The sequence below is a fragment of the Streptomyces sp. NPDC088387 genome (genome assembly GCF_044753385.1).
Lineage (GTDB): Bacteria > Actinomycetota > Actinomycetes > Streptomycetales > Streptomycetaceae > Streptomyces.
Map to the genome: position 1 here is coordinate 282,991 of NZ_JBIVNC010000009.1, position 13,097 is coordinate 296,087.

Annotated in this window: 12 protein-coding genes; 2 read left to right on the forward strand and 10 right to left on the reverse strand. The window is 72.2% G+C overall.

Annotation, left to right across the window (positions count from 1 at the left end; translation table 11 throughout):
- Positions 1 to 32 precede the first annotated feature (32 nt).
- The 7 genes from ACIQAC_RS24955 to ACIQAC_RS24985 all read right to left on the reverse strand — a co-directional run bounded on the left by ACIQAC_RS24955 (position 33) and on the right by ACIQAC_RS24985 (position 7,994).
- Positions 33 to 659: a GTP-binding protein gene (locus ACIQAC_RS24955; protein ID WP_402194268.1), complete on the reverse strand. Its 627-nt coding sequence runs from the start codon at positions 657 to 659 to the stop codon at positions 33 to 35.
- The gene (locus ACIQAC_RS24960; protein WP_402194270.1) at positions 640 to 1,032 is read right to left on the reverse strand and encodes a DUF742 domain-containing protein; all 393 of its coding nucleotides are present in this window, start codon (positions 1,030 to 1,032) and stop codon (positions 640 to 642) included. The genes ACIQAC_RS24955 and ACIQAC_RS24960 overlap by 20 nt, the downstream gene beginning before the upstream one ends.
- Positions 1,029 to 1,499, reverse strand: coding sequence for a roadblock/LC7 domain-containing protein (locus ACIQAC_RS24965; RefSeq protein WP_402194271.1), 471 nt, complete (start codon positions 1,497 to 1,499; stop codon positions 1,029 to 1,031). Before ACIQAC_RS24965 ends, ACIQAC_RS24960 begins: the two co-directional genes overlap by 4 nt.
- Positions 1,496 to 3,907, reverse strand: coding sequence for a nitrate- and nitrite sensing domain-containing protein (locus ACIQAC_RS24970; protein WP_402194272.1), 2,412 nt, complete (start codon positions 3,905 to 3,907; stop codon positions 1,496 to 1,498). The genes ACIQAC_RS24965 and ACIQAC_RS24970 overlap by 4 nt, the downstream gene beginning before the upstream one ends.
- A 246-nt stretch (positions 3,908 to 4,153) precedes the next feature.
- Positions 4,154 to 4,783, reverse strand: a complete 630-nt coding sequence (locus tag ACIQAC_RS24975; protein ID WP_402194274.1) for a hypothetical protein — start codon at positions 4,781 to 4,783, stop codon at positions 4,154 to 4,156.
- A gap of 131 nt (positions 4,784 to 4,914) precedes the next feature.
- Entirely contained in the window at positions 4,915 to 6,708 is a 1,794-nt protein-coding gene (locus tag ACIQAC_RS24980) for a glycoside hydrolase family 3 protein (protein ID WP_402194275.1), read from the reverse strand.
- A gap of 368 nt (positions 6,709 to 7,076) precedes the next feature.
- Positions 7,077 to 7,994: a LysR family transcriptional regulator gene (locus tag ACIQAC_RS24985; protein WP_402194277.1), complete on the reverse strand. Its 918-nt coding sequence runs from the start codon at positions 7,992 to 7,994 to the stop codon at positions 7,077 to 7,079.
- A gap of 87 nt (positions 7,995 to 8,081) precedes the next feature.
- Between ACIQAC_RS24985 and ACIQAC_RS24990 the strand changes: the two genes are divergently transcribed.
- Positions 8,082 to 9,038, forward strand: coding sequence for an EamA family transporter (locus ACIQAC_RS24990; RefSeq protein ID WP_402194279.1), 957 nt, complete (start codon positions 8,082 to 8,084; stop codon positions 9,036 to 9,038).
- A gap of 320 nt (positions 9,039 to 9,358) precedes the next feature.
- Here ACIQAC_RS24990 and ACIQAC_RS24995 read toward each other — a convergent pair whose 3' ends face one another.
- The 3 genes from ACIQAC_RS24995 to ACIQAC_RS25005 form a co-directional block, all read right to left on the reverse strand.
- Positions 9,359 to 10,159 (reverse strand): sugar phosphate isomerase/epimerase family protein, encoded by an 801-nt coding sequence (locus tag ACIQAC_RS24995; protein ID WP_402194281.1) that lies wholly within the window; start codon positions 10,157 to 10,159, stop codon positions 9,359 to 9,361.
- Positions 10,160 to 10,177: 18 nt separating this feature from the next.
- Positions 10,178 to 11,110 (reverse strand): GNAT family N-acetyltransferase, encoded by a 933-nt coding sequence (locus tag ACIQAC_RS25000; protein WP_402194283.1) that lies wholly within the window; start codon positions 11,108 to 11,110, stop codon positions 10,178 to 10,180.
- 62 nt (positions 11,111 to 11,172) lie between these two features.
- Positions 11,173 to 12,111 carry an alpha/beta hydrolase family protein gene (locus ACIQAC_RS25005; protein ID WP_402194284.1) on the reverse strand — a complete coding sequence of 313 codons (939 nt, stop codon included), beginning with the start codon at positions 12,109 to 12,111 and terminating at the stop codon, positions 11,173 to 11,175.
- A gap of 146 nt (positions 12,112 to 12,257) precedes the next feature.
- Between ACIQAC_RS25005 and ACIQAC_RS25010 the strand changes: the two genes are divergently transcribed.
- Complete coding sequence (locus ACIQAC_RS25010; protein ID WP_402194286.1) at positions 12,258 to 12,839, forward strand: TetR/AcrR family transcriptional regulator; 582 nt, start codon at positions 12,258 to 12,260, stop codon at positions 12,837 to 12,839.
- Positions 12,840 to 13,097 lie beyond the last annotated feature (258 nt).

Sequence of the window (13,097 nt, forward strand, 5' to 3'; positions counted from 1 at the left end):
GGGGCTGCTCGCCCCGGACCGCACTCCTGTGTTCAGTGGCGGATCGGGAGCGGCACACGGCCGCCCATCAGCCGGTTGACTAGGGCGAGCAGCAGGTCCCGGCTCGCCCGGCGTTCGCGCAGGTCCCCCATGACGACCGGGACCGCCGGGTCGAGGTCGAGGGCGTCCTTGACCTCGGACGCGGTGCGGTCCTGGACGCCGTGGAAGCAGTTGACGCCGACCACGAACGGGACGCGGCGGCTCTCGAAGAAGTCGATCGACGCGAAACTGCTCTCCAGGCGCCGGGTGTCCGCGAGGACGACCGCGCCGAGGGCGCCGTGCACCAGGTCGTTCCACATGAACCAGAAGCGTTCCTGCCCCGGCGTGCCGAAGAGATACAGCACCAGCTCCGAACTCACCGTGATCCGGCCGAAGTCCAGCGCCACGGTGGTGGTGGTCTTGTCCTCCACCCCGTCGAGGTCGTCGACCCCGAGCCCCGCGACGGTCAGCTGCTCCTCCGTGTTCAGCGGCGGGATCTCGCTCACGGAGCCGACCATGGTGGTCTTGCCGACGCCGAACCCACCCGCGATGAGGATCTTCATCGCGGCGGGTGCCGTGGCCGTGCGCGCCTGTGACGCCGGTGCCCCGGTCTGCTGTTCGTCAGAGTCTGAGTAGGGCATCCTTCACCGCCTGAAGAAGAATCAAGTCCGGTTCCTCGCCGGCCACCACCGTCAGCGGCGGCCGGATCACCACCCGCCCCATGCCGAGCAGATCGTCGACGAGGATCTTCGTGACCGCGATGGGCTGCCGCAGCATGGCGGAGACCTCGGCGAGCGCCACGGGTGCGCGGCACTGCTTCAGAATCAGCCGGTGTTCGGGTTGCAGGCCGCGGTCGCCCTGCTGGTCGCCGAGGCCGGCGACGGTGGCGATCACCGTGATCAGGGTCAGATCGCCCCGCACCGACGCGGTGCGCCCCTGGGTGACCGTGTACGCCCTGACCAGGCTCTCCTCGGAGTCATCGTCGTCCGCCGCAGCGTCGGCCCAGTGCCTCACTCACGTCCTCCCCCCGTTCCCGCCACGCCGGAGCGGGAGGTTCCCCAGTCCTGCGTACGCCCCTGGACGACCCGCACCTCGGTGCCCAGATGCTGTCCCACCTGCTGTACGAGGGTGTCCATCGCCACGGCCATCACCTCGGCGTCGACCTCCTGGTCCGCGACGACCGCGAGATGGGTGCCGCGTCCCGCGGAGCTGATGAACAGCCACAGTTCGTCGAGTTCGATGATCAGCTGGCGGACCGCACCGCCGCCGAACACCTCGCCGACCCCGCGCGCCAGGCTCTGCTGCCCGGTGGCGATCGCGGCGAGGCGCTCGGCGTCCACCCGGGCGATGCTGCTGGACTGGCTGACGACGAGACCGTCGTCGGACAGCACCACGGCGTTCCGGGTGCCCGGAACCTGATCGACCAGCCGATCGAGCAGCCAGTCGAGGTCAGAGTTGGTGGCAGTGCTTCGCAGAGTCATCGTCCGTCTTCCTTCCGGGTCCGTTCGGGTCCCGGCGCGGGATCGTTGGGTTGGTGTTCGGGGGAGTGCCGGAGCCGGGCGGCCCGGGACTGGCGTTGGAAGGCGCCGACAGTGGCGCCGGGGCGGGCCCCGTTCCTCCGGGGCAGGGGCGGCTGGCCCTCGGCCTGGTCCGGGTACGGCTCCTCGGGGTGGGCGGCGGGCGGCTGCCGGAGTTCGGTGGCGAGGCTGGCCTGCCGGACCCGCCGGGGCAGCGGGTCGTTGGCCTGCCGCAGAGCCGGAGCCGGAGCCGGAGCGGGGGCCGGGACGGGGGCGGGCGCGGGGGCCGGAGCGGGCGCGGGGGCCGGGGCGGGCCGGGCCTGCGGCTCGATCCAGGGACCGACGAGCGGACGGGTGAACTCCTCCCGGTCGCCGGGCCGATGCCGCTGCCACGGATCGGCGTACGGGTCCGGCTGTACGGGTGTGGTGTGCAGCGCGAACTGGTCGGGGTAGGCGTGGACGCCGTCGCCGGGGAGCTCCTCCGGGAGCGGCCCGCCGTCGGTGATCAGCTCGCCGGGCACCAGGACGACGACCCGGGTGCCGCCGAAGGACGACGGCCGCAGCTCCACCTTGAGACCCAGGTTGGCGGAGAGCCGCGCCACGACGTACAGACCCAGCCGGGCGTCGTCGGCACGGGACATCACGTCCATCCGGGGCGGCTCGGCCATCATCGCGTTGGCCTCGTCGTACTGCTCGGGCTCCATGCCCATGCCGCGGTCCTCGATCTCGATCGCGACACCACGGCCCACCTGGGACACGGTCACCTCGACCGGCGTCGGCGGCTTGGAGAAGGACACCGCGTTCTCCATCAGCTCCGCCAGCACGTGGGCCACCGGACCGACGGCGCGCTCGGACAGCCAGGCCTCGCCGTCGATGTCGATCCGGATCCGGCGGTAGTCCTGCACCTCGCTCTGCGCGGACCGCAGCACGTCCAGCAGCAGGACGGGCCTGCGCCAGCGGCGCTGCGGCTGTCCGTTGCCGAGGATGACCAGGTTCTCCTCGTAGCGGCGCAGCCGGGCCGCGAGGTGGTCGAGGTCGAACAGCCCCTCAAGGACGGCGGGGTCCTCGTGGTCGCGCTGCATCTCACCGAGGCGCCGCAGCTGCATGCCGATGAGCAACTGGGTCCGCCTGGCGATGCGTTGCAGCAGCCGCTCGAAGCCGCGGTACAGCTCGACCTCGCGTACGGCGGTCTCCAGGGACGAACCGCGGGCCCGGTTGAGGGCCTGGCCGAGCTGGCCGAGTTCGTCGTCGCCGTGCCGGATCTCGGGCAGTTCGGCGTCGGTGTCGACCTTCTCGCCCTGGCGCAGCCGCTCCACCATGCCGGGCAGCCGGGTCTGGAGTTCCTGGGCCTGCGAGCGGAGCGCGAAGATCCGCAGCCGCAGGATGCCGGTCAGCCGCAGGGTGAACAGGAGCAGCAGCAGTACGGCCGCGGCGCTCGCGACGGCGTTCACGACCAGGGTCTGCACCAGGTTGTCGAGTTCGCCGTTGGTGACGTCGTCGAGTTCGCCCCCGACCGCGTCGCCGGCCTTCTCCAGCTCGGGGGTGATCCTGGTGCGGACCTCCTGCCACTGCGGGCCGACCGAGGCGGCCACGGCGGTCCGGCCGGCCTCGTCCTCGCCACCGGTGTCGAGGAGGGCCGTCTCGACCCGGACCTTCTCCTTCCAGTCGGCACTGGAGAGCACCCGCTCGTAGGCGCCGGCCAGCGACGCGGGCAGCCGCGCCACGATCTTGTCGTCGTAGATGTGCTGCTGGGCGCCGATCGCGCCGGCGAGCTGGAAGCGCTGCTCGTCGGTGAGCCGGCCGCTCGCCACCCCGGACGCGATGAGCGTGTCCTCGCGCGCGATCATCTCCAGGCCCCACATGGCGTCGAACGTCGGCCGGCTCAACGCGGCCTGTTCGCCGAAGCCGACGTTGCTGAAGCCCTCGAACAGCTCCAGCTCCCAGGTGATGATCCCGTTGTAGTCGGCGAAGGTCTGTTCCTGGTCGGCGGAGCCCTGGTCCACGGCGTCGCGGTGGGCGGGCAGCCGCCCCAGGGCCTGGTCGAGCCTGCGGAACTGCCCGGCGAGGTCCTCCGGCACGGCACCGGACAGCGCGTCGAGGCTGCGTACGGCCCGGTCGGTGAGCCCGCGCTGACGGGTCAGTTCGGACCGGTCGGCCCGGGGAGCGGCCAGCGCCGTCGAGGTCAGCCGCCGCTCGGCCTGGACGGCGGAGAAGACGTCGAGCAGGGGTCCGGTGAACTGTTTGGTCGACCCCTGCCGGTCGTGCACCTCGCTCCACTCCCCGTACTGCTGGGCGGAGTTCGTCACCGCCAGGACGACCAGCGCGAGGCAGGGCACCAGGGCCAGGGCGAACAGGATCGTGCGCAGCGACATCCGGCGCTTGGGAACCGTCTCCCGACCGGCTGGACGATCGGTCGGAGGGTTCGCGGTGGGTGAGGTTCGTGCGTGGAGTGCCACTGGGGTCCCCGGCGTGTGAGTGATGACGGACCGTTCCCGGTAGCAGTGGTCCGAGTCATGACAGGGGGGAGCCTACCGACTGGATAAACGATCTCAATACGGTTCGTCTGATAAACGATTTGACAATACGACCACAACAGAACACCCGGGCGCGTCTTCCGGTCACAGCGGCCGCGCGCACCCCACCGGACGCTCCCCGCCGAGCTGGACGTACAGGGCGGTGTCGGCGGGGCACTTGGCGCGTACGGTGACGGCCTCGGTCACCTCGTACTCGGGGGTGTGCTCCGCCGCCCCCGCGCAGGCCGTCTCGCGGACCTGGCCGCCGCCGCTGGCGTACACACAGTCCCCGACGATCGTGCGCGGCCCGCCCCCGCCGCCCGGGTCCCCGGGGTGCGGCGACTGGAGACCGCGCATACAGGCGAAGCCCCGAGGGATCGTCCGGTCGCCGTCCGCGCCGTACTCCTCGGAAACGGGCCGCTGTTCGCTGATGTGCAGGACGAAGTCGGTGGTGCCGGGGCAGGGCGGTCCGTCCGCGGCCCGGCCGTTGTGCCGGGCGACGACCCGCGCCGCCGCGCGCTCGCCGGAGCAGGGCACCTCGGTGAAGCTGGTCGTACCGAACGAACTGCACTCGTCGAGCGCGAGGAACACCGCCCCGAACCCGGACTGCCGGGACGGCGACGGACCCACCGTGCCCCCGGCGTTCGCGGACCCTCCGCCCGACGACGTCCGGCACCCGGCGCACACCGACGCGACGAGCACCACCACGACCAGACCGGTCCAGCCTCCGCGCATCCCCCACACCCCCGGCTCCAGCGTGACCCGCGCGATGCGGACCCGCCAGCGGAACGGGATGGTTCGGTCCGGTTGTGGGCGGCGCGCCGGATGAACGGCGTATGCCGTGTACGACGCCCCGCCCCCGGTGGTCAGTAGGACAGGCCGTGTCCCAGCGGGTACAGCACCTTCTCCGGCTCGTCCGCCTCCTGCACGGGCACCGGCAGCTTCCCGCGAGGCCGCACCTTCCCGGCGATCACCCGCGCGGCCGCCCGCACCTCGACGTCCGTCCACGAGTAGGTGGCCAAGTAGGCCTTGACGTCCAGGAGCTGGGCGATGTCGTACGGGTTGCGGACGGCCACCGCGACGACGGGCCGGCCGGTGGCGAGAAGCCGGTTCACCAGGGTCCGCTGGCTGCTGTCGGCGGACACGTTGTAGGTGGCGACGACCACGGCGTCCGCGCTGCCCGCCGCCGTGACGGCCCGCTCGATCGTCGCGGCCGACGGGGCCGTACCGGTCGACAGGGCGGTCGCCGTGAACCCCAGTTCCGTGAGGGCGGCGGCGAGGACGGTGGTGGGCGGTCCGGTGGAGCCGGAGGGGGAGGCCGGATCGGCGCCGACGACAAGGAGGTTGCCGTGGGTGTCACGGTCCAGCGGCAGCAGCCCGCCCTCGTTGACGAGAAGCGTGGTGGTGCGGTTGGTGAGGGAGTCGGCCGCCGCGAGATGGGCCTTGGTGCCCACCGAGCGGTCGACGCCGGACCGGCTCACATACGGCTCGTCGAACAGGTCGAGCTTCGCCTTCAGCCGCAGCACCCGCAGGATCGACTCGTCCAGCCGCTCCTCCGTCAGCTCACCGCCGCGCACCGCCGCCACGACCGCGTTCCAGGCGAGGTCCAGGGTCGGCGGGTTGAGCAGTATGTCGACGCCCGCCTTCAGCGCCAGCACCGGTACACGGTCGTCGCCGTACTTCTGCCGTACGCCCGCCATGCCCAGCGAGTCGGTGACCACCAGGCCGTCGTAGCCGAGTTCGTCGCGCAGGATGCCGGTGACGATCGGGTGGGAGAGCGTGGCCGGGTCGCCGGAGTCGTCGAGCGCCGGGACCAGGATGTGCGCGGTCATGATGGAGTCGATGCCCGCGGCGACGGCCGCGCGGAAGGGTGCCGCGTCCAGCGTCTCCCACTGCTCACGGGTGTGGGTGATCACGGGGAAGCCGTAGTGGCTGTCGACCGCGGTGTCGCCGTGGCCGGGGAAGTGCTTGGCCGTGGCCGCCACCGCCGACGCCTGATAGCCCGTCACCTCGGCGGCGACCAGACCGGCGACGGCCTGCGGGTCGGCACCGAAGGAGCGGACGCCGATCACCGGGTTGGCCGGGTTCACGTTCACGTCGGCGACCGGTGTGTAGTCCTGCCGGATGCCCATCGCCCGCAGCTCCTTGCCGGCGATCCGGCCGAGTTCGCGGGCGTCCCGGCGGGAGCCGCCGGCGCCGATCGCCATGGCGCCCGGGAACAGGGTCGCGGGCTTGCCGACACGAGCCACTATGCCGTGTTCCTGGTCGGTGGAGATCAGTAGCGGAAGCCCGCGGGGCTTGCCCAGGGAGGCCCTTTGCAGCCCGTTGGAGAGGCTCGCGATCTGCTGCGGATCACGGGTGTTGTGCGCCCAGGTGAAGTAGATGACGCCGCCCAGGTGGTACTTGGCGACGAGGTCGGCCGCGGTGTCGACGCCGAACTCCGTCCGGTTGGCGTCGATGTCGGCCTGGTCGGGCGCGGTGGCGGAGTGGCCGTAGGCGCGGGAGACGAAGAGCTGGCCGACCTTCTCCTCCAGCGTCATCCGGGCGATGAGGGCGCGGAGCTTCTTGTCGTGGTGACGGGCGGCCTGTGCGTCGGTGCCGATCGCCAGGGCCGCGGTGACGCCTGCCGTGGCAGCGAGAACGGTACGTCTGGAGGGCACGTGCGCTCCTTCCGGAGATGATCCGCTGAAGGAAACTTCCGAGGAGTCACCAATATCCGGGAAGTTTCTTCCAGTCAAGGGAGCGCACGGTACCCGGAAAGGGGGCCGCCATCGGCGCAAGGGAGGGGGGCGCGCCGATGGCGGCGGGCTGTCGGCCCGGATGCGGCTGGAGAGGGAAACCGGCGCTCGCCGCCAGCAGCGGGCCCGGCACCGCACCGCGGTGACTCTCCGACAGCGTGGTGGTTGGACGTGGGGGTGGCGCGGTGGGTTCCCGGGGCTCGACGGGGTTCGGCGGGGCTCGACGGGGTCCGGCGGGGCTCGACGGGGTCCGGCGGGGTCCGGCGGGGTCCGGTGGCGTTCGGCGGCGTTCAGTGAGCGGGCGGTGCGGCGACCTTCGGCCAGAGGTTCTGGAGGGTGCTGACCATTTCGGTGATGGCCGGGCGGCCTGCGGCGCCCTCGCGCCACAGGGCGTAGAGGCGGCGGACCGGGGTCGGTTCGAGCGGCAGGTCGACAACGCCCTCGGGCAGCGGGCCCCGGCCCAGCCGGGGGATCAGGGAGATGCCGAGCCCGGCGGCGACCAGCGCCACGAGGGTGGGGTTCTCGTCGGCCTGGTGCACGATCTCCGGTTCGTGGCCCGCGGCGCGCAGGGTGCGGACGAGCCAGTCGTGGCAGACCCGGCCGGGCGGCTGGCAGACCCACAGCTGGCCGCCTAGCTCCTCGCGCCGCACCGACGTACGGCCCGCGAAGGGGTGGTCCTCGTGGACCAGCAGGGTGCTGGGGTCCTCGCCGATCACCGCGCGCTCCACGCCCGGCGGTACCCGCAGCGGCGCGATGTCCCAGTCGTGCACGACCGCCATGTCGACCGCGCCCTTCGCGACCATACCGACGGAGAGATGCGGGTCGATCTCCGTCATCCGGGTGTCCAGGTCCGGGTGGCGGGCGGCGAGATCGGCCAGTACGGACGGCATCAGCCCGCGGGCCGCCGACGCGAACGCCGCCAGCGTCAGCCGGCCGGCCGGCACCCCGCGGCGCCGCTCCAGATTGGTCTCCGTGCGCTCCACGATCGCCAGCAACTCCTGTGCCGCGGCGACCAGTTGCTGTGCCTCGGCGGTGAGCCGGACGCCCCGGCCCTCCCGTTCGAGCAGGACGGTCCTGGTCTCCCGCTCCAGCTTGGTGATCTGCTGGGAGACGGCCGACGGGGTGTAGCCGAGGGCGGTCGCGGCGGCGCCGACCGTGCCGTGCACGGAGACGGCGTGCAGGGCGCGCAGGCGCTGGAGATCGAGCATGGGGGCTCCGGATTCACGGTTGCTTAATCCAAGTGTGCAGCAATCATCGCTGGTGCTTCACGGCGGGTGCGGGCCATCCTCGTCCGTATGCGCCCCTCCCACCTCGCCCTCGCCGTGCTCGTCGCCGCCGTGTGGGGAGTCAACTTCACCGTCATCGAGATCGGTCTCGACCACTTTCCGCCGCTGCTCTTCTCGGCGTTGCGCTTCCTGGTGGCCGCCGTGCCGGCCGTCTTCCTCGTCGGCCGGCCGAAGGTCGCGTGGAAGTGGATCGTGGCGGTGGGGCTGGTGCTCGGTGTGGCCAAGTTCGGGCTGTTGTTCATCGGCATGGACGCGGGGATGCCGGCCGGGCTCTCCTCCTTGGTCCTCCAGATCCAGGCGGTCTTCACGGCCCTGATCGCCTTCGTCGCGCTCGGCGAACGGCCGACGCGGATCGGTGCGCTCGGTATGGCGGTCGCCCTGTCCGGGATCGTGGTGGCGGCGGTGGACGAGGGGGCGTCGGGGCCGCTCGGGGCGTTCGCGCTCGTGGTCGTGGCGGCGGCCTGCTGGGGCGCGTCGAACGTCATCACCCGCAAGGCAGCGCCGCCCGACGCCCTCAACTTCATGGCCTGGGTGAGTGTCGTGCCCGTCCTCCCCCTCCTCGGGCTCTCCCTCCTGACGGAGGGCGTGGACCGTGACCTCGACGCGCTGCGGGGGCTGGACTGGCAGGGGGCGGGGACGGTCGTCTACGTCGCCTGGGTGACGACGATTTTCGGGTTCGGGGCGTGGGGGTGGCTGCTGCGCCGTCACCCGGCGTCCACGGTGGCCCCGTTCTCCCTCCTGGTCCCGGTCTTCGGGATGACGTCGGCGACGCTGTTCCTGGGCGAGTCGACAACGGGGCTGCGCTGGCTGGCGGCGGTCCTCCTGGTCGGCGGAGTAGCCCTGACCTCCTTCAGCAAACGCCGCCCACCCACCGCCGTCCCGGCGGAGCCGATTCACGCAGGTCGCCGCGCCCCTGGGGGGTTGCACCCAACACCGACTGCCCGGCCGCGACCCGGCGGTGGTTGATCGCGCAGTTCCCCGCGCCCCTGGGGGTCGCGTCCGACGGTGGTTGTCCGGCTGCGGCCCGGTGGGGGCTGGTCGCGCAGTTCCCCGCGCCCCTGGGGGGTGCGTCTGACGGTGGGTGTTCGGCTGTGGGCCGGTGGGGGTTGAGCGCGCAGTTCCCCGCGCCCCTGGGGGGTTGCGGTCAACGTCGGCCGACATGGCACGCCAGGCGTAGCTGCGGGCAGTCGTGCCGCTGGGGCGGCACGGGTGGGCGCAGCGGCACCCGGGAATCGCCGGGCAGAGCTACGCCGCCGCCCCGGCCCCGCAGAACCGCACTGGCCCCTCTACGCCGCGTCGTTGAGCAGCCGCCCCAGATGATCCCGCCCACCGGCGAGCAGCCCGGGCAGCGGCTGCGCGGCCTCGTACCACCGCTTCTCGTACTCCCAGCACAGCCACCCGTCCCAGCCGTGCCGGGAGAGGATCTCGACGCACTCGGCGAGCGGCAGCACCCCGGCGCCGAGCGCCAGCGGTGTGGTGTCGGCGGCCGAGGCGATGTCCTTGACCTGGATGTACCCGAGGTGCGGCGAGAGCGCGGCGAAGGTCTCGGAGGGCTGTTCGCCGCCCAGCCAGGTGTGCATGACGTCCCACAGCGCGCCGATGTTGCGGTGCCCGACCGGACCTAGGACACGGATCGCGTCGGCGCCGGTGCGATGCGAGTCGTGGGTCTCCAGCAGGATCCGTACACCCGAGTCGGTGGCGAGCTCGGCGGCGGCCGCCAGCCGCCGGGCCGCCGTCGCGTCCGCCTCGGCCGGATCACCGTCGGGGTCGCCGCCGGGGAAGACCCGGACGTACGGGGCGCCCAGGTCGCGGGCGAGTTCGAGCAGGGCGGTCAGCTCGGCGAAGACGGGCTCGTCGTCGCCCGGCGCGGCCACCCGCGCATACCCCGCGAGACCGAGCAGTTCGATGCCGGACGCCTTGAACTCGGCCGCAGCGTCGGCCCGTTCGGCCGCGCCGATGCCGGGGTGGACCGGTTCCTCGGGGTGCGCGCGCAGCTCGACACCGTGGTAGCCGTGCTCGGCCGCGAGCCGCAGCACGTCGGACAGCGGAAGGCCGGGAACACCCAGCGTGGAGAAGGCCAGCTTCATACCTCTGGACCCTACTAGTCACTCCTTCGCCGCGCGCAGGTCCAGTCGCCAGTCCTGTCCGGTGACATCCACCCCGAACGACCGGTGCGGCTTCTCCGCGACCAGGACGTATCCCTGGCGCTGGTAGAGGTGGCGGGCGGAGGCGAGGATGTCGTTCGTCCACAGCACGAGGTCGCGGTAGCCGACCCCGCGCGCGAACTCGGTCACCGCCGTGACCAGCCGGTCCCCGATGCCGAGGCCGCGCGCGTGCGGCTCGACGAGCAGCAGCCGCAGCCGGGCGGTGGCGGGCGCGTCGTCCCGTACGCACATCACGCACCCCACCGGACGCCCGTCCAGCTCGGCGATCCACACCCGCTCCAGATGCGGGTCGTGGTCCTCGGCGAAGTCGGCGACGATCCGCGCGACCAGGCCTTCGTAGGCGGTGTTGAAGCCGTACTCGGCGGCGTACAGCGCCGCGTTGCGCTGCACGATCCAGCCGAGGTCGCCGGGTCCCGGCTCGCGCAGCACCACGTCCTCGGCGCGCGGTGCCCGGCCGTCGCCGAGGAGCGTACGGACCGTACGCATCGCCTCCGCGAGCCGCGGCCGCTCGCCCGCAGGCACCCGCGTCAGCAGCGCGCCGACCGTTTCGTGCGCCCGTTCGTCGAGGAGTTCGGCGACGGACCGGCCGCGCGCGGTGAGGGTGATCCGGCGGCGCCGCGGATCCCGCTCCGAGGGCTCGCGCCCGATCAGCCCGTCCTGCTCGAACTTGTTCAGGATCCGGCTCAGGTACCCGGCGTCCAGATGGAGCTGGGTCCGCAGGTCGGCCGCGTCGGTGCGGGGCGAGTGCGCCAGTTCGTACAGCACCCGGGACTCGGTGAGTGTGTAGGGCGCGTAGAGGTGACGGCCGTAGTCGAGGGCGCCGATCACGTTGGTGAAGAAGCGGTTGAAGGAACGGAAGTCCTGGACGGTCATGATCGCCCCCACGGTCGCTCGGCCCAGATGGTTGACTCAGTCAGAGGAATCCTGACCCGAGCCTACTTGCTGCGCAAGGTGCCGAGCGGCTCCGGATCGTCCTCCAGGGCTGCCACGGCCGTCTTCCAGCCGGTGCCCGTACCCGTACCCGCGCCGGTGGCGGTGTCGTCGAGGGTGAGTGCCGTACGCAGGAAGGCCGTGCTGAGCCGTTGGATCAGCGCGACCCGGGCCGGGCTCTCGTCGGTCGTCTCGGCGACCTCGTACCCCGGGATGCCGCCGAGCGAGTGCTCCGCCCCGAAGAGCGTGAGCAGGCTCTTGGGGCCGGGGCTGTAGGTGTAGGGATCGGTGAACCAGTCGGGTCCGCGGGTGGACAGCCGGGACCGGTCGTGGTCCCCGGCGACGATCAGTGCCGGCGCGGTCATCGTGTCGAAGGACGGCCTCATGAAGGGCAGATGCTCCACGGCGAACGGCGTGAGGTCGTCGCCGAGACCGGTCAGCGCGAGCAGTACCCCCGCCCGTACGCGGGGATCGGAGAAGTCCTCGCCCGGCACGCCGTCGGCGTCGAGAACCCGCGCGCCCAGCAGGGTGCTCGCCGTCTGCGCGCCCCAGGAGTGCCCTGCGACGGCGACCCGGTCGTGATCCACCCGCCCGGCGAGCCCCGGTACGGCCGCTTCCAGCACGTCGAGGCCGTCCAGTACGCGGGTGAGGTCCTCGATCCGGAAGCGCCACATCCGGGGTGTGCGGGGATCCTCGGGCGGGATGCTCAGCGTGCGGGAGTCGAGGTGGGTGGGCTGGAGCACCACGAAGCCCTCGGCGGCCCAGTGGTCGGCGAGGGGGGCGTAGCCGTTCATGGACCAGCCGAAGCCGTGCGAGAAGACGAGCACGGGCAGGTCGGTGCCGGTGGCCGGCGCGGAGACCCGGACCTGGAGGTCCTCGCCGCGACCGGGGGCGGCCAGGGTGACGGGCTTGGCGGAGAGGACGGGGGTGGGGGATACGGACATGAGGGTGCCTCCGGGAGAGGGGAAGGGGGAGTGGGTGTGGGTGGGCGAGGGCCCCGTTCTGTCATCATGAACAAACCGGAACCTCGCTCCGTTAACGATACGGAGCGCTGTTCCGCTTTGCAAGCGCCGGGGAAGGGAGCGCAGTGGTGAACGACGGTGGCTCGAAGCGCAAGGACGCCCGGCGTAACCAGCAGACCCTGCTGGACGCGGCGGCGAAGGTCTTCGTCACGTCGGGGGTGGACGCGCCGGTACGGGACATCGCGGCCGCGGCGGGTGTCGGCATGGGCACGATCTACCGGCACTTCCCGACGCGGGCGGATCTGGTCATCGCGGTCTACCGGCACCAGGTCGAGGCCTGCGCGGAGGCGGGGCCGGCGCTGCTGGCGGAGGAGGGGTCGCCGCATGCGGCGCTGGCACGGTGGGTGGACCTCTTTGTGGACTTCCTGGTCACCAAACACGGCCTGGCGGCGGCGCTTCAGGCGGACAACGCGGGGTTCGAGGCGTTGCACGCGTATTTCCTGGAGAGGTTGGTGCCGGTGTGCGGGCGGTTGCTGGACGCGGCGGTGCGGGCCGATGAAATCGGCGACGACATCACCGCGTACCAACTGATGCGGGGTATCGGAAACCTCTGCATCGGCGCGGAGGGAGACGCCGAGTACGACGCCCGCCACCTGGCCAGGTACTTGGTGACAGGCCTACGCACCGGTGCGAGTTCCCCGAGCCCGTAAACCCAGGCCGTGGGCATGCGTGCCGGTCGTCGTGTGCGGGCCCGGTGGGGGCAGATCGCGCAGTTCCCCGCGCCCCTTAAAAGCCGGGCGTTGCCGCCCCTACCCGTCGAGCCCAAACCGCGGGCATGCGCGCCGGTCGTCGTGTGTGGGCCCGGTGGGGGCAGATCGCGCAGTTCCCCGCGCCCCTTAAAAGCCGGGCGTTGCCGCCCCTACCCGTCGAGCCCAAACCGCGGGCATGCGCGCCGGTCGTCGTGTGTG